The sequence below is a fragment of the Streptomyces sp. NPDC029292 genome (assembly GCF_055569295.1).
In genome coordinates this window covers 159906-175773 of the sequence record NZ_JBVHXR010000013.1, presented here as the reverse complement: position 1 = coordinate 175773, position 15868 = coordinate 159906, and the positions used below count along the sequence as shown (strand labels likewise).

At 71.4% G+C, this 15868-nt stretch carries 10 protein-coding genes and 2 pseudogenes; 3 read left to right on the top strand and 9 right to left on the bottom strand.

Features of this window, described 5'->3' with window-relative positions:
- Positions 1-34 precede the first annotated feature (34 nt).
- Positions 35-997, top strand: a complete 963-nt coding sequence (locus tag ACZ4WS_RS27295; protein ID WP_467984309.1) for a nitrilase-related carbon-nitrogen hydrolase — start codon at positions 35-37, stop codon at positions 995-997.
- A gap of 327 nt (positions 998-1324) precedes the next feature.
- Here the strand turns inward: ACZ4WS_RS27295 and ACZ4WS_RS27290 are convergent, their stop codons facing one another.
- The 3 genes from ACZ4WS_RS27290 to ACZ4WS_RS27280 form a co-directional block, all read right to left on the bottom strand.
- Positions 1325-2014, bottom strand: a complete 690-nt coding sequence (locus tag ACZ4WS_RS27290) for a class I SAM-dependent methyltransferase (RefSeq protein WP_467984308.1) — start codon at positions 2012-2014, stop codon at positions 1325-1327.
- A gap of 135 nt (positions 2015-2149) precedes the next feature.
- A complete protein-coding gene (locus tag ACZ4WS_RS27285) occupies positions 2150-3172 on the bottom strand; it encodes a cation diffusion facilitator family transporter (protein WP_467984306.1) in 1023 nt (340 codons plus the stop codon).
- Between the two features lie 717 nt (positions 3173-3889).
- Positions 3890-4546 carry a class I SAM-dependent methyltransferase gene (locus tag ACZ4WS_RS27280; RefSeq protein ID WP_467984304.1) on the bottom strand — a complete coding sequence of 219 codons (657 nt, stop codon included), beginning with the start codon at positions 4544-4546 and terminating at the stop codon, positions 3890-3892.
- Positions 4547-4637: 91 nt separating this feature from the next.
- Between ACZ4WS_RS27280 and ACZ4WS_RS27275 the strand changes: the two genes are divergently transcribed.
- The gene (locus tag ACZ4WS_RS27275; RefSeq protein WP_467984302.1) at positions 4638-5297 is read left to right on the top strand and encodes a TetR/AcrR family transcriptional regulator; all 660 of its coding nucleotides are present in this window, start codon (positions 4638-4640) and stop codon (positions 5295-5297) included.
- Positions 5298-5621: 324 nt separating this feature from the next.
- Here ACZ4WS_RS27275 and ACZ4WS_RS27270 read toward each other — a convergent pair.
- The 3 genes and pseudogenes from ACZ4WS_RS27270 to ACZ4WS_RS27260 all read right to left on the bottom strand — a co-directional run.
- Positions 5622-6287 (bottom strand): annotated as a pseudogene (locus ACZ4WS_RS27270) (urease subunit alpha); the annotation flags it as partial.
- The gene (ureA, locus tag ACZ4WS_RS27265) at positions 6284-6961 is read right to left on the bottom strand and encodes an urease subunit gamma (protein ID WP_467984300.1); all 678 of its coding nucleotides are present in this window, start codon (positions 6959-6961) and stop codon (positions 6284-6286) included. The gene ureA and the pseudogene ACZ4WS_RS27270, both read right to left, overlap by 4 nt.
- Before the next feature lie 55 nt (positions 6962-7016).
- Complete coding sequence (locus ACZ4WS_RS27260) at positions 7017-8486, bottom strand: purine-cytosine permease family protein (protein WP_467984298.1); 1470 nt, start codon at positions 8484-8486, stop codon at positions 7017-7019.
- Between the two features lie 173 nt (positions 8487-8659).
- Between ACZ4WS_RS27260 and ACZ4WS_RS27255 the strand changes: the two genes are divergently transcribed.
- Positions 8660-9682, top strand: coding sequence for a LacI family DNA-binding transcriptional regulator (locus ACZ4WS_RS27255; RefSeq protein WP_467984296.1), 1023 nt, complete (start codon positions 8660-8662; stop codon positions 9680-9682).
- A gap of 104 nt (positions 9683-9786) precedes the next feature.
- On the opposite strand, the pseudogene ACZ4WS_RS27250 reads toward ACZ4WS_RS27255, so the two are convergent.
- The 3 genes and pseudogenes from ACZ4WS_RS27250 to ACZ4WS_RS27240 form a co-directional block, all read right to left on the bottom strand.
- Positions 9787-9936: pseudogene (locus ACZ4WS_RS27250) on the bottom strand (YciI family protein); the annotation flags it as partial.
- Positions 9937-10226: 290 nt separating this feature from the next.
- Positions 10227-11576 (bottom strand): TIGR02679 family protein, encoded by a 1350-nt coding sequence (locus ACZ4WS_RS27245; protein WP_467984293.1) that lies wholly within the window; start codon positions 11574-11576, stop codon positions 10227-10229.
- 62 nt (positions 11577-11638) lie between these two features.
- Positions 11639-15865 carry a TIGR02680 family protein gene (locus tag ACZ4WS_RS27240; RefSeq protein WP_467984292.1) on the bottom strand — a complete coding sequence of 1409 codons (4227 nt, stop codon included), beginning with the start codon at positions 15863-15865 and terminating at the stop codon, positions 11639-11641.
- Between the last annotated feature and the right edge of the window lie 3 nt (positions 15866-15868).

Below are 15868 nucleotides of genomic sequence, written 5' to 3'. Positions count from 1 at the left end.
CCTGATGAGCTTGCGGGTTTCTAGCCTCGTTGGCATGACCTCCACCTCCCCTGATCCCCGCCGCACCATGACCGTCGCCGTCGTCCAGGCGGCCGCTCCCCTGTTCGACACCCCAGCTGCGCTGACTCGCGCCGAGGAACTGATCCGCGAGGCCGCCGTCGACCACGGCGCCGAGGTCGTCGTGCTCCCCGAGGCGTTCCTCGGCGGCTACCCCAAGGGACTGGACTTCGACATCACGGTCGGCAGCCGCACCCCGGCCGGCCGCGAGCTGTTCCGCCGCTACCACGCCGCCGCCATCGAGATCCCCGGCCCGGAGGTCGCGGCCCTGGCCGCCGTCACCCGGGAGCTCGGATCCCACGCCGTGGTCGGCGCGGTCGAACGCCAGGGCGGCACGCTGTACTGCGTGGCGCTCTTCTTCGGCCCCGACGGCTACCTGGGCCTGCACCGCAAGCTGATGCCCACCGCCGCCGAGCGCTACCTGTGGGGCCAGGGCGACGGCTCCACCCTCCCTGTCATCGACACCGGCACCGCCCGCATCGGCGCAGGCATCTGCTGGGAGAACTACATGCCGCTCTTCCGCACGGCGATGTACGCCAAAGGCGTCGACCTGTGGTGCGCACCGACCGTGGACGACCGCGACGCCTGGCAGGCCACCATGCGGCACATCGCCCTGGAGGGCCGCTGCTTCGTCCTCAGCGCCAACCAGTACCTGCGCCGCGACGCCCTGCCGGCCGACCTCCACCCCGTCCAGGGCGACGAGCCCGACACGGTCCTGATCGGCGGCGGCTCCGTCATCGTCTCCCCGCTCGGCGAGGTCCTGGCCGGGCCGCTGCGCGACGGCGAGGGCATCCTGACCGCCGAACTCGACCTCGACGACCTCACTCGCGCCCGCTTCGACTTCGACCCCACCGGCCACTACGCCCGCCCCGACGTCTTCACCCTCCACGTCGACGAGTCCTCTCGTACCACCGTCACCAGCAGCCCACAGAATCCCTGACTCAGAAGACCAGGGCAGTCGAGCGTTCGTCAGCGGGCCCGCCTTCCGCCGGCCGCCGCAGCAGACCGGCCCGCTGCGAAGGAACGGTGGCCAGGTCGATGACTGTCCAGGCCATGGCCAGCCGCCGTCGAGGACCGCGCGGTCCGCCTGGGCGGTGACGCCGAACCTGCATCCACGGTAGTGCCGGGGGGCTCCGTCAGCCCGTCGTCGACTGTCGTCGATTGTGGAAGAGCAAGATCGTGGAGAACCCTGTGCTTGCGCTCAGCAGGAGTCGCACGCGCAGCAGGTGGCCGATGCCGATCAGAGGATCCGGCACGGGAGCCGGTCTCATCCAGGCAGCGTCTGGGTGATCCGCCACAGGCGGCGCGGCAGTTCGCCCTCCTCGAAGGCATGCACCTCATCGAGGCGCCATCCCTCGGCGAGGGAGTCCACGAGGGCGCGGCCGAAGAAGTGCACGGCGAAGCCGCCGTGCTCGAAGATCTCGTCGCCGTGTCCGGTACCCGTGCCGTAGTGGGCGTCGCCGGTGTGGCGAACCGTGTAGACGAACGTGCCGCCCGGCCGCAGCACGCGCCGGACCTCGCCCACCAGAGCGTGGATCTCCTCGGTGGACAGGGCCATGCACAGCAGCATGTGTGCGAAGACCGCGTCCACCGAGGCGTCCGCCAGCGGCAGCTTCTCGCGTACGTCGTGGACGGTGGCGTCCACCGCGTCGCCGAGTCCGAGGCGGCCGGCCGCGTCACACAGCTGGCCCAAACCCATGGGGCTGAAGTCGGTTGCCATGACGGTGAAGCCGCACCGGGCGAAGTACAGGGTGTCACGCCCGTGCCCGGCCCCCAGCTCAAGGACGCGTTCGGCGCCGGCCGCGCGGAAGACGTCTGCGGCATGGACAGCGGGCGTGGAGGGCTCGTCGCCGTACATGCCGGGATGGGCGGTGTACGCCTGCTGCCAGCGCGCACGCTGTGCCTCGGCCAGCTTCCGGTCCTGGTCCTGGTCCTGGTCAGGTCGAGCGCCTGGCACGGACGATCGTCGACGGTCAGCAGGCGGAGATGGAGCTGATGGCCGACATGCTCGACAAGCGGGGCGCCACGGCCGGCCCTTGACCGGGCGCTCGGCCGGAGCTTCGGCTCCGGCCGGGCGACGGGGGATCAGCGCTCAGTGCTCGTGCGGCTCGTCCCGGTGGACCGGGCCGTGCGAGTCCTCGCAGTGCGCCGTGTCGTTGGCATGCTCGCCCGGGAGCGCCACCTGAAGCACGTTCTCGGGGGCGTGGTCGGCCTGAAGGGTGGTGTGGGTGATGCCGTAGTCGTGCTGGAGGAGTTTCTCCAGGTCGCGGCGGACGGCGTGGCAGTCGCCGCTGGGCTCGACCAGGATGTGGGCCGAGAGGGCGGTCTGCCCGGAGGTAATCTGCCAGACATGCAGGTCGTGGACCTCCACGACGGCCGGCTGGGCGACGAGTTTGTCGCCCAGCTCGTCCGGGTCGATGTCCGCGGGCGCCGCCTCCAGGAAGATACGGCCCGACTCGCGAATGAGCCCGTAGCCCGCCTTGAACATGAGGGCGACGACGACCAGCGTGGCGATGGGGTCGGCGCGGGCGAAGCCCGTGGTGACGACGATCAGCGCGGCGATGGCGGTGCCGATGAAGGCGAACAGGTCGTTGAGGATGTGCTGGTAGGCGCCCTCGACGTTCAGCGAGGTGCGATTGGCCTTGGAGATGCACCAGGCGGCCACCACGTTCACCACGATGCCGACGAGCGCGGTGGCCAGCATCAGCCCGCCCTCGACCTCCGGCGGGTTGACCAGACGGCGGACCGCCTCGTACGCCAGCCACGCGCCGAGCAGCAGCAGGGTCAGCCCGTTGGCCTGGGCGGAGAGGATTTCGGCGCGCTTGAGGCCGTACGTGAAGCCGCCGCGGGCCGGGCGCGCGGCCAGTCGCATCGCGATCAGGGCGAGCACGATCGAGGCGGCGTCGGTGAGCATGTGCGCCGCGTCCGAGATCAGCGCCAGCGAACTCGCGACGATGCCGACGACGACCTCGACGGCCATGAACGCGGTGATGAGCGTGAGCGCGATGCCCAGCCAGCGCCGGTCGGCGTCCGCCGTCACGCCGTGGGAGTGCCCGGCGTGGCCTCCCGAGCCGTGCTCGTGCCCCGCATCGTGCTCATGACCGTGGTCGCTCATGCTGTGCGCCTTCCCCCTCGCGATGGATGCCTCGATCGAAGTGAAACGCATGCCCGAGCGAATCGGCAAAGGCTGCACCGGTGACCGTTGTCATGTCCGTTAACCCGCCTATGACCTGGGAAAACGTGACACCGATGGAGGGAGGTCGACAGCAGTCACGTTCGGAGCTACCCGGCAGCGAACCGCGCACGAGAGGGTCGATACGCTGCCAGGGCATACAGGTTCCACCACCGCGCCCAGCACCCGCCTCCCCGTCCGACCCCTTTCGATCACTTTCCATAAGGCAGCGGCACCCGGCGCCGCCTCGGCAAGCCCCGGCCCGACGGCCAGCCCGAGTCCGACCCCGACACCGTCGACCACTCCGTCCTCGACTCCGGCAGCCGCCGACATGGCTGCCGCCGAGGACGAGGGCTCGTCGGCGGGGCTGATCATCGGCGGGGGGACGTGGCGCTGCTCGTTCTCGGTGGCGGGGCGTGGTGGCTGGCGAAGAGGCGCGCCTCAACTTCCCAGAGTTGACCGCCGCTCGACGGCCTGTGGGACGGTCCGGATCGTCGGCCGTCCCACAAGGCCGGTCTCCTGCTGGCGCATCGGTGGGCGCTCGGCCAGCCGCCATCTCGTGCTCCCCATTCTCCGGGCGGCGGTCACGGTGCCCCGCCCAGAGCTGCCACACCAGCAAGGTCGTCGCGATCAGCGTCGGCCGGGGCAGCGGTTCAGCCGTCAGGTGCAGGGCTTCACGCCGCGCACATACGTGAGGAACGGTCGTACGTCCCCGTCGCTCAGCTCCGTGAATCCGGCCGCCTCGGTGAGGGGGCGGAGCAGGTGGACGGGGTTGTGCCGCATGGCCGGGCCGGTGGCGGCTCCCACCATGTGCAGGGACAGCCTGCCCCCGCTGGGCGGGCGGAAGTCGGCGATCAGGACACGGCCGCCGGGGCGCAGTACGCGGTACATCTCCTCGACCGCACGCGCCCGCTCGTCCTCCGGGATGTGGTGGACGGCCAGGCTGGTCACCACGACGTCGACGGAGGCGTCCGGCAGTTCGAGCGCTTCTCCGAGCCCTTGCGTGAAGGTGCAGTTGGGCTCCCGGGTGTGTTTGGTCGCGTACGCGGCCATGGCCGGCGCGGCGTCGACGCCCAGCGCCGAACCGTCCGGGCCGACGGCGCACGCCATCATGCGGGTCAGGTAGCCGGGGCCGCAGCCGACGTCGAGCACGCGGTCGCCGGGGCGGGCGCCGCTGAGGGCGACGAGTTGCCCGTACATCCGTCGGCGTCGACCGAACAGCATGACCTTGCTGAAGAGTTCGTAACCGCGCGCGTTCCCGAGGGCGCCGGGCGCCGCTGGGTCGTGACGGCCTTGCAGGACACGTCCGAAAGGCATGATGGCCTCTCCTTACTTAGTCACGACTAAGAAGTTGGTTCGAGCTTAGCCGTGACTAAGTAAGGCGGCAAGGGGCGCTAGCCTGAAGGATGTGAACCAGTCCCCCGCCTCGTCACCGCGCGAGCCCCGGCCCGCGAACACGACGGTCCCGCCCCGCCGGACGCGCATGACGGCCGAGCAACGCCGCGCGGTGATCCTCGACGCCGCGACCGAGATCTTCACCGAGTTCGGCTACGAGCGCGGCAAGGTCTCCGACATCGCCCGCCGCGTCGGCGTCAGCGAACCCGTCGTCTTCCAGAACTTCGGCACCAAGGCGGCCCTGTTCGCCGCGGTCCTGGAGCGGGCAGGGACGGTCATCGCGGGCCAGCTGCGCGAGGAGGCGGAGGCCGGACAGCCGGTGCCGGAGCTGCTCGCCGCCTGGTTCGCACCCCGGCACATCGACCGGATGCACTCCCGCGGCTCACTGGGCGTGCTGTTCGCCGACGCCACCCGGCACTCCGCCGGGCCGGAGATCGACGACGCGGCCCGTCGGTCCGTACGCCATGTCGCCACCGCCATCGCCGACCTGCTGCGGCGCGGACAGGAGGCGGGCGACATCCGCACCGACCTGGACGCGGAGGCCGGAGCGTGGTGGCTGATGTCACTGCTGCACGCCCACGGCTTCCGGGGCGCGGTCATGCCACGGCGCGGCGCAATCGAGCCGGTGCTCACCGGTCTGGCGCTGGAGGCGCTCACCCGCCCGGCCCGCTGACCCCTGGCGGACCGGACGGGCGACACCCCTGCCTCAGCACACCTGTCCCACGTACGAGACCACCGCACCGGCCACCCGCGGCGACGCGAACCACGTCCCGCACACGCCGCATCACCGGCCCGAAGGTGGCAGCCGCGGGGAGCTCCGTGAAGGACAGGCCGGGAACCAGCCGACCTTTCAACCACCAGGCGCCGAAGGACCCCAGCGCTTCGCGGACCAGGCGGATCCGGTTGCCGTGGTGCGGTGCACGCGCGGGCGGCTCCGGCGAAGTGCCGGCGCCGCTGTGACGGACTGCGACTTCGTGCTCGGGCCGCCCCGCTATGACGAATGGGCGCCCATGTCCTCGTGCACCTTGAAGCCGCTCGCACCCCCCCCTCGGCGAGGGCCTCGACCAAAGGGGCCGCACTGGACGACGAACCCCGGCCCAGGAAGCCGATGTTGACCGGCCAGGCGTCGAAGGCGCTGAAGGCGTGGCGCAGCGCCCAGGGCGAGTTGACGCCGACCCCCCCACACCGGCCCGAACTCCTGGCCGATGATCGTGGTCACGCCGGAGGCGAGCGAGGCCTCCATGATGCGCGGAGACAGCAGGTGGACATGCGTGTCGACGGCTCCGGCGGTGGCGATGAGCCCCTCCCCGGACACGATGGAGGTGCCCGTGCCGACCACGACGTCGACGCCGTCAAGGGTGTCGGGATTCCCGGCCCGGCCGATGGAGCTGATCCGGCCCTCGCGGATACCGATGGAGACCTTGCGGATCCCCTGTACCGCGTCGGTCACCACCACGTTGCTGATGACGACGTCACACGTCTCGCGGACGGCGGCGGCCTTGAGGTGCAGCCCGTCGCGGGCGGTCTTGCCGAAGCCGGCGAGGAACTCGTCGCCGTACTTCTGGGCGTCGGACTCGACGAGGATCGTCAGCCCCGAGTCGCCCAGGCGAACGCGGTCACCGGCGCGCGGACCGTGGGTGGCGGCGTACTCGTACGGGTTCATCGTCGCGCTCCCAGGTATCCGCAGGCAACGGCCCGGCGCAGGGCCTCTTCCTTCGCCCCAGGCGCGTCCAGCGCCCCGTCGACCAGCCCCGCGAACCCGATCGCGACCCGGTCACCCCCGATCGGCACCAGCCCCACCGCGGAGCTCTCCCCCGGCCCGAACCGCACCGACGACCCGGCGGGCACGGCGAGCCGCATCCCGTAGGCGTCGGCGCGGGCGAAGTCCAGGCGCGGGTTGGCCTCGAAGAAGTGGAAGTGGGAGGTGACGGAGACGGGCACGGTCGCGGTGTTCGTGACAGTGAGCCGGACGACCGACTCGGGCTCGGCGTGCTCGGGCCCCGGCAGCAGCGCGCCCGGCGCTCCCTCCCCCAGCCCGCCGCCGATCGGATCGCTCACCACCGCAAGCCGCGAACCGTCGTCGAAGACGGCCTCGACATGCACCTCGGTGACGATGTCCGCGACACCCGGCAGTACGTCGGGTCCGAGCACCGACCGGGCGCGCTGGATGGCCTCGGCGAGCCGGGCGCCGTCGCGGGCGGTCTCGCAGACAGTGTCCGCGATGAGGGCGGTCGCCTCCGGGACGTTCAGCTTCAGGCCGCGGGCCCGGCGGGTGCGGGCCAGCTCGGCGGCCCCGAACAACAGCAGCCGGTCACGCTCCGTCGGCGTCAACCGCATCGGGAAGTACCTCTTCTGATCTCTTCAACACTTCCCGAGCATGGGACGGTCTGGCTCAGTGCTGGTCCTGCAGGATGCCCTCGGCCCGAACAAGCTCCCGCTCCCGCGCGAGGTCGAGGTTGCGGCACAGCAGCCAGTACAGGACTCCGGCGACGGCCAGGCCGATGAACATCGAGTAGTCGACGCCACCCAGTGCGCGGGCGGCAGGGCCGGTGAAGGGCCCGGTCACGAAGAACGGCACCATGACCGCGGTGGTCACCAGGTAGGCGGTGATGCCACGCCAGCCCCAGCGGCCGTAGACGCCTTGCGGGTTGAAGATCTCCTTGATCACGTAGGCGCCGCGCCGGACGAGGAAGTAGTCGACGAGGTTGATCGCGGTCCACGGAGTGAAGAGATACGCGAGGAAGATCAGCGCGTTGGCGTAGAAGGAGTTGAAGCGGTCCACGCCGACCGTCTGTGCCACCAGGAAGACGATCGCGGCCATCGCGACGACGGTCACCGCACGCAGTCGGCGGGTGCTCTTGAGCGGGCGGAACGAGTCGATGATGGAGATGAGGCTGAGGGAACCGCCGTACTGGTTGATCGCCATGATGGACAGCAGGCCGAGGAAGAGGAGCAGCGACACCACCCAGCCCAGCCCCGGTGCCAAGGAATCGCCCACGGCGGTGATCGCCTTGACCGGGTCGGACTGCTCCGGCTCGAGCGCGGCGATCGCCGAGCCGAGGACGAAGACCCAGATGGAGGAGATCACGCTCGGCAGGTATGTCCACCAGAACGTGGCGCGGACCCCGGTGCGCGCGGGCAGGTAACGGGAGTAGTCGGAGACGTAGGGTGCCCAGCCGAGTTGGAAGCCGGCGACGATCACGAAGACGGTCATCACGGAGGCGAAGTCGAACGTGCCCGGCTTCCACGCCGAGGCCGTGGTCCCCGGGGAAGCCACCACCGCGACCGCGAGGAGCACGAGCACGACCACCAGAGGAAGGGCGAGCCAGCGCTCGACCCGGTGGATCCAGCGGTAGCCGTAGAGGGCGACGAGTGCCGCGACGGCCGCGGACAGTACGTATCCGAGCGTTGCGCTCGGCATGTGGAAGAGCTGCCGGGTGGCAGCGCCGGCCAGCAGCGCGTCGGAGGTGTTGTAGGCGATGTAGTTGATCAGCGCGAAGACCCACACGGTCAGGGCCGCGCCGAGGTAGCCGAACTGAGGGCGTGACTGGACGAGTTGGGGCAGGCCGAGCTGCGGGCCCTGGGCCGAGTGGAAGGCCATGAAGAAGGTGCCGAAGACGGAGCCGACGAGTGTGGCGACCGTCGTCCAGAACAGGCCGGCGCCGACGGCGAGCGTGGCCACGCCGGTTGACATTCCGGTCAGGTTGATGTTGGCGACGAACCAGATGTTGCCGAGCGAGGACACCTTGCCGTGCCGCTCGGCTTCTGGAATCCAGTCGATGGCGTGCTGTTCGATGCCTGCGGCGCTGCCCGGGGCGTCGACATCGGTCGGTTCCGGAAGCGATCTGGTCACTTCGGTCATGTCCGGCTCCTCTGCGGGGACGGGAGGAAGCAATTGCCGGAACGTTCCGGCACGCCGCGGACCGTACAGAGCCGCCAGGAGATCTGCCAAGAGCCTTTCCACGAAATGAGACGCCGCAGGTGTAGCGAGTTCCTGCCGATCAAGGGTCCGCGGGCCGGGTTTACGCTCTGGGTGTGACCGCCGATACCGCCCCCGACCAGCCTGTGACGATCCTGGACATCGCTCGGAGCGCCGGGGTCTCCAAGACGACGGCGTCCGATGCCCTGTCCGGCAATGGCCGCGTTTCGGAGCGGACCCGGCTACGCATCCAGGCTGTCGCCGAGAAGCTGGGCTACACCCCCAGTTCCGCTGCCCGGCATCTCAGGGGCAGCCGCACCGGTGCCCTCGGCCTGTACCTGCCGCAGATGACGACCTCGGTCAACTACTACATGCAGTTCACCTTCGGGGCAGTGGAGCGCGCCCGCGAGTCCGGCTACGACCTGACCCTGCTCGCCCACCCCTCCGACCCGAGCGGCGTCCCCGTACGTCCCCGCGTCGATGGCGTTGTCGTCATCGACCCCCTTCAGGCGGACGACACGGTCAGCCGGCTGCTGGAGAGCGCTCTGCCGGTGGTCACCGGAGAACGCAGTCTCGCCCCAGGGCACTCGCCGCAGGGCGTCGTCCGTGTCGACCACGAGGCCGTGATCACTGCGATCCTGGATCACATGCGGGAGCGCGGCGCCCGCCGCCCGGCTCTGCTCGCCCCCGACGTCGCATCCGACTGGGCGGCTTCGCTGCGCAGCGGCTACGCGGCCTGGTGCGGTCAGGAAGACGTTCCACGGCAGGTCATCACGGTGCCCTTCGATGCCACGCCGGACCAGATCACGGGGGCCGTCCGGACTCTCCTGGAAACCACCCCGGACATCGATGCCATTGTCTGCGCTCCTGACGAGGCCGCCCTCGGCGTCCCGGGCGCCGCTCAGGCGGTCGGCCGTTCCGTCGGCGAGGACCTGCTGCTCGCTTCCTGCGTGGACAGCCCGGCGATGGAGCTGTGCAACCCCCGCGTCACCGCCGTGGACCTGGCGCCGCGCCGTTTCGGGCGTCGGTGTGCGGACCTCTTGATCGAATTCGTCGAGGGACGCGCGCCCGCCACTGAGGTCCTTCTACAGGACTTCAAGCTCCGCCTCAGGGCTTCAACAGCAGGAACGGCGCGATGACCGACAGCTGCGCGGGGGAACGAGGAGCACGGGTGGCATCGGCGGGCGCAGGCCGAACCGGCCTGACAGGGCTTCGGCGGTGACGTCGGCCGGGCGCCCTCGGGTCATGACGGCCGCCCACCGAACTGCCAGTTGTGCACCTCAATGTCGGCGTACCGGTCCGGGGTCAGGATGGCGCGTGCCGTGTCCGGGTCCGGCGCCCGGACCAGCACCGCCGTGCCCAGCCAGGTGATGCCGTTGTCGGACGGCAGCGGCTGCGCGGCGGTGTCGGACGGGGCGCAGCTGTACGGGATGCCCCAACTGCGCAACCGGCGCACTGCGAGGTGCCGGGCGAGGCGGGCGCCGAGCGGCGTGGAGCTGAAACGCTGGGTGAACACACGTACGGTAACCGGTGTTTGAGGGGTGGGGGTGGGCGCCATGGCCCCAATCTGGGGGTCACGGGGACGTTCACCAGCTCAGCGACCCGTACGCAGAGTCGGAAGATCCCGGTCTGTGACGCCGGCGGCGTTCGACGACAGGACCGGTCCGCACGTTTGCCGACGGCCTACGTTTCCCGGACCACGTGCCACGGCGAGTGCAGTGCACCGGCCCCCGGCACCGTCCGATGTGCTTCAGCGAACATCTCCAGGTCCGAGAGCAGATCGTCGAGGACCGACTCCTCTTCGACACGGACTCCGTGCTCGGTCAGAGCGACTGCCAGGGCCGGGTCCCAAGGCGTCACGGCGGCCGCGCCCGTCAAGCCCTGCGGCTCACTCACTGCGGCCACGGCCACCTGATAGTCGGCGACTCCATATCGCCAGGGTCGCCACGGGACACCTCGCCCCAGTGCCGTGGCGATGCGCACCCCACCCCAGTCGAAGTCACCGTGGTAGAGAAGCGCGGCTCCTCGCGCGTACAGGCCGCGCAGCAGAGTGAGCGCGGCCGCCGACGGCTGCCCCTGGAGGCACACCATGGGCGGACATGCCGAACCGAAGGAGTCGGCGGCGGCGGACAGGACGGCCGGGTTCTCACATACGTGGACGGCTCCTGTCGCGGCGGTGATTCCCTTTGCGGCCCCGCGAGTGAGAGAACGCAGCGTCAGGACCGTCGGCTCACCCTCGTCGGCCATCCAGTCGAGGGCCGGTGTGCCTCGCAGGTTGAGGGTCAGGACGGTGGACGACACGTCGTCCTTGAGCAGACCGGCCGAAGCCCAGACCTCGCGTCGCCACTCGGTGCCGGTGCCTTCGGGGAGGTCCGTGAGGGCTCGGATCCCCGACAGGACGAGCGTGGCGAGCGGCGTTCCCTCGTCCAGGGCGTGGGAACCGGCGAGATACCGTGCCGCGAACGTCGCCCGTGACATCGGAGGAACCGCGGGCAGCGCGCGCAGCGCCTGCACGGCGGCGGCCACCAGAGGCCCGGCGGCTTCGGGCGTGCGCGCGAGTCGCCGTACGAGACCGTCCTTGCGGATCCGCTGTGCCCAGTCGGCCAGTTCGGCAGGCAGGCCGGCGAGCGGGGCCCATGCCTTCTCCCATGCCTGTGCCTCTCTGTTCAGCGTCTTTGCCCGCGACGCAACGGGTCCGGTGACGGCCACAACGGCAGCCCCCAGGCCGTCAGGGCTGACGCCGGAGCGACGCAGGACGGCGTCCACCGCGTCGAGGCGTACCGTCAGCGAGCGGCCCGCACTCGGGGCGCGGCCCAGCAGACGTTCGGCAGCTCGGCGTTGGAGGTCGTCGGGGTGCGACAGGGTGATCGTGCCGGTGAGCGGCCGTCCGTCGGCCATCCGCTGCCGGACGCGTTCCAGGAGCCAGGCAAGGCCGGGGTCTCCGAGCAGCCGTCCAAGACGTTCGGTGTCGACCCGCGCCTCGGCCTGCGGTGTCCCGGCCGGCCCCGCCGCCACGACGTTCCTCGCTCCCACCCGCTCCCCCGATACCCGAGGAGTGGCCGCCCGTCCGGTCGCGGAGGGCGGAGCCGAAGGGTTCACGTCCACGGGGATTCCTGTTCTCCGCTGGTGTCCGGGCCGGCGGGCCGTGCCGTCCCGGCGGTCGGTGGGGCCGATTCCCCGGCTTCGTCTCCCAGAGCGCCGGCCTGAGCGGGGACCACGGTCGCGCGCACCATGACATCGGGCTCAGTGCCGCGCCGTCGCTCGCCGCCGTCCCACTCCCACCGGGTCACCAGGACGGCGGCGATGTCGTCGACCCGGGACAGCTGTGCGATGGCGATTCCGGGGACCTGCGGGTAGCAGGCCCATTCCCGTTCGCTGGTCATGACGACGTCGAGGTCGAAGGCACGCAGCAGTCCCAGGCACTTGGCGCGGGAGTCGTCGTCCACTCCCGCGAAAGCCTCGTCGAGGGTGACGAGGCGTGGGGCGTACGCACCGCTCGCGCTCGCGTAGTGGGAGGACGCGGCGGCGAAGAGCGGCACGGACGCGGCCAGTACGCGTTCGCCGCCCGAGGCGGGCCCGGTGGCCGGTACCCACTTGCCGTGCTGGTGGCGTTCGACGCCGAACTCGTGCCAGGCCCGGTAGTCGAGGGCGGCGGTCAGGTCTTCCAGCCAGCTGCCGGCACTGTCGTCGGCCTGCCGACGCGCGATCTGCTCCTGGAGGAACGCGCCGACCGCTGCCCTGTCCTGCGGCGACCACGCGTCGGCGGACTGGCGCAACCGCTCACGGGCCTGCGCCAGTCCCTGCGGGGCCCGGCGCGACGCCCGCCACACCAGCCGCAGCTTCATTCCCGTCGAGGTCGGCCGCTCCTCCAGTTCCCTGTTCATGGCGCGCACCTGTCGTTCGGCGGCACCGATCAGCTCCTGGAGCGTGCCGGCGACCTCGGTGATCAGATGGGTTTCCAGGATCTCGCGCTCGTGGGCGGACAGAATGCGTGTCAGTTCGGCGACCTCGGTGGCCAGGGCTTCGGCGAGTTCGGGAACGGCCCGTTCACGGCCCTGGTAGACGATGTCGACCCGCATGCCGTCCTCGCTCGGACGGGCGGTGGCGGTGTGGCCATGCCTGGACAGCGCGTCCTGGAGCCTGCTGAACTCCTCGCTCAGACGCTTTTGCACGCGTTCCCAGGCCGCGTCCGAGTCGTCGGTGGAGGAGAGCTGGGACTCGATGGCGCGGGCCAGGTTGACGGCCGGGGTCGCCGCCCATGTCCCGCCGTCGCTGTCCGGTACGACGGCATCGGGAAGGGCGACGGCGAGCACTCCGGTCGCGACGAACCGCTGGAGGGCCGCGATGGCACGTTCGCGAGCGGCGGTCGCATCGGTGACGTCCTCGCCGAGCCGCTCGATGCGCCCCTCGGCGTGGCTGACGCGCCGGTCCGCGTCGCCGAAGTCCTCCTGGGCACGCTGCTGTTCGCTCTTGCAGGCGCGCACGGCCGCGGCTGTCTCCTCCAGCCGCCGCTGGAGTTCGACGACGGCCGCTCCGACCGTGGAGCGGAGTGTCGTGAGGCGTTCGTCCGCCGCGGCGGCGAGGCGGATCGCTTCTGTCGTGCGCTCCGCGAGTTCGGAGACGCGGAGTTCGGCCCGGCCGGTCTCCGTCTGTTCGCCGGTGACCGCGTGCTCAGCCTCCGCGCGCTCACGCAGTGCCGGCCACAGCGCCGCAAGGAGAGCGGTGTGGTCGGCGAGCGCCTGGCGCACGGATCCCAGTCCGAGCCTGTCGGCGGGGAGGTTCATGTCGGCCGCCGTCTCGGTGAGTTCGGCCGCCGCACGGTCGGCGTCCCCCGCCGCCCGGGCCAGTTCCGCGGCCCGCTCACCCTGCCGGGTACGGGCCCGGTGGGCCGCGTCGGCCGCGGCGGTGACGCGCGCATGGGCATGGCGCAGGTCGTCATCGCCCGGTACCGCGGCGAGTTCGGCGTCGAGCACGCCACGGCGCTCGGCCACTTCGCGCAGCTCCTCGGCCAGCTGCTCCCGCTCCGCTTCCAACGCGCCGAGTTCGGTGCGCAGTTCGCTGATCCGGGCGCGGCGCGCTTGCTCCCGCGCCCCCTCTCCCACGTACTGAGCGCTGTCCTTGGCCCAGCTTCCGGTCAGAGCGCCGACGCGGAAACGCCCGTCCGTGGAGACCCAGGTGTCGATGCCGCCTGCACCCCAGGGGGCCTCTTCGGGCCTGCCGCTGTTCTTTCCGGTCTTCCCGGTCTTTCCGGCCAGCCCGATCGTGGCGAGCAGCAGTTCGACCGTCCCCTCCCCCACGGCAGCCGCCCCCGCGTCCGCCTGGTCGACCGCCGGACACAGCACCTGGTCGAGTCCGGCTCCGCCGAGCGGACCCACGGGGTCGAGCAGCACATCGTGGCCGTCCGTCGCCACCGCGGAACCGTCCGGCCGTACCCAGGCGTCGAGGAGTCCCGCAGCCTCCAGCGCGGCCTCCAGTCCCGCGCGTTCGGCCTCGGTGACGTGCGGGCGGAAGTCGACGAGCCGCCACAGCGGGGCGCCGAGACCCCGTTCCCGGACATCGGGCGTGCGGGTGTACGGAACCGACGGGCCGCGCTGTCCGCCCGTTTCGAGAGCGGTCAGCTCCTCCTCCGCCAGCCGCTGCCGTTCCTTCCTCGCCGCCTCGCGGTGAGCCAGGTCGGCCGCCCGGTCGGCCAGGTGGGACGCGACGGTGCGGTGGATCCCGGCCGCCGCCACGCCTGCCGGGTGCGGGCCGTCCACACTGCTCAGCCAGTCCTGAACCGCGTCGAGGACCCCCGGCAGCCCGGGAAGGCGCAGCTCCACACAGTGCGACAGGTGGTTCCTGACGGACGCGACCAGTGCCCGGCCCGCCTCGGCGACACTCTCCTCGGCCTCGGCCAGCCGCTCCCCGCTGTGCACGACCTCCTCGTCGGCCTCGTCGGCGCGCAGCTGGGCGGCCCTGCGCGCCTCCTCGCTCCGCTCGGCCCGCGTGGCGAGTTCCTCCACATGCTCGACGGCGCGCCGCCTGCGTCCGGTCGCCTCGTCCGCCTCCCGGCGCAGGGCCGCATCGGGGGCTCCCTGTGTGCGCGGGGCGTCGATCCTGGCCGCCACGGCGCTCTCGGCCACGCGGCCTTGAACATCGTCCAGTGCCTGCTGCGCGGAGTCGAGGCGATGGCCCGCGGTGGCGAGCCGGCCCAGGGCCCGGGTGTGTGCCTCGGCCGCCGTGCGACGGTCCGCCTCGGCACGCGTCAGTTCCTCCCCGGTGCGGGAGGCGTCGAGCGCCGCCCGTTCGAGCTCGCGGGCGTCGCGCATCTCGGGCCCGGTCCGCAGGGTGGCGTCCTGGGCGCTCAGCCGCGCGGCCCGCTCGTCGAGGGCGGCTGCCCTCTCCTGGGCCTCCTTCCGGTCCGTCACGGCCTGTTCCCGGTCGTTCTGGGCTTTGAGGAGTTCACGCTGAAGGTGTTCGTACCGGGCGTGTTCGCTGCGGGGCAGGCGGGCCCGGCGCCGGGAGGCGATGCGGGCGTAGCGCCGGTAGTGGTCGAGGAATCCCGAGGACGCCTGCTCCGCCTCGCGCGCCGCCCGCAGCTCCTCCTTCTCCTCGTCCAGCGACCTGAAGGCCTCCGCCGCGTCGGCGATGACGGCCTGGTCCATCGGCGGCAGCGCCTCCGTCAGTGCCCTGGACAGGGCCGCTTCATTGGGGCGCTTGGACAGCTGCGGCTGGCGCAGCTGGATCAGGAGGTCGACGAGCGCCCCGTAGCGCCGCTCCCCGAGTCCGAAGAGAGCTTCATCGACCGCTCTGCGGTACGTTTTCGCGGTGTCGTAGACCATGCCGCGGCCGCCGATGGCCTCCGCGAGACGGTCCCGGGACAAGGCCGTGCCTGTCGCGTCCAGCAGGTGGAGTTCGGCGCCGATCCGCTGATCCGTCACCGCGAACCAGTGGCGGGCGATACCGCGTCCGGCGACCGCCTTCAACCCGCACAGCAGCGTACGGAAACGCGGCTCGCCCGTGGTCTCGTCGAGCCGTCCGAACTCGATCCAGGTGTAGCCGAGCCGTTCCGGATGCGGGTGTTCACCACCCAGGAGCAGATTCCACTCCATCCGCTTGCCCGGGTCACCGTCGGGCTCTACGCGGCGCGCGGAGAGGTCCCCGTCCAGCAGGAACGGCAGGGTCAGGGCGAGCACCTTCGACTTGCCGGTGCCGTTGTTGCCTCGCAGCAGCAGCCGCCCGTCGCGGAACCAGAACTCCTCGACGTCGTAGTGGAACAGGTCCACGAGCCCGATACGCAGGGGCCGCCACCGGCCGGGCGCGGGGCTGGGGAGCGCGGTCACGGC

Coding starts and splice junctions, on each gene's coding strand:
- ACZ4WS_RS27260 (WP_467984298.1), bottom strand. CDS start 8,486: ATGACCGAAGTGACCAGATCGCTTCCGGAACCGACCGATGTCGACGCC.
- ureA (WP_467984300.1), bottom strand. CDS start 6,961: ATGCGGTTGACGCCGACGGAGCGTGACCGGCTGCTGTTGTTCGGGGCC.
- ACZ4WS_RS27295 (WP_467984309.1), top strand. CDS start 35: ATGACCTCCACCTCCCCTGATCCCCGCCGCACCATGACCGTCGCCGTC.
- ACZ4WS_RS27285 (WP_467984306.1), bottom strand. CDS start 3,172: ATGAGCGACCACGGTCATGAGCACGATGCGGGGCACGAGCACGGCTCG.
- ACZ4WS_RS27280 (WP_467984304.1), bottom strand. CDS start 4,546: ATGCCTTTCGGACGTGTCCTGCAAGGCCGTCACGACCCAGCGGCGCCC.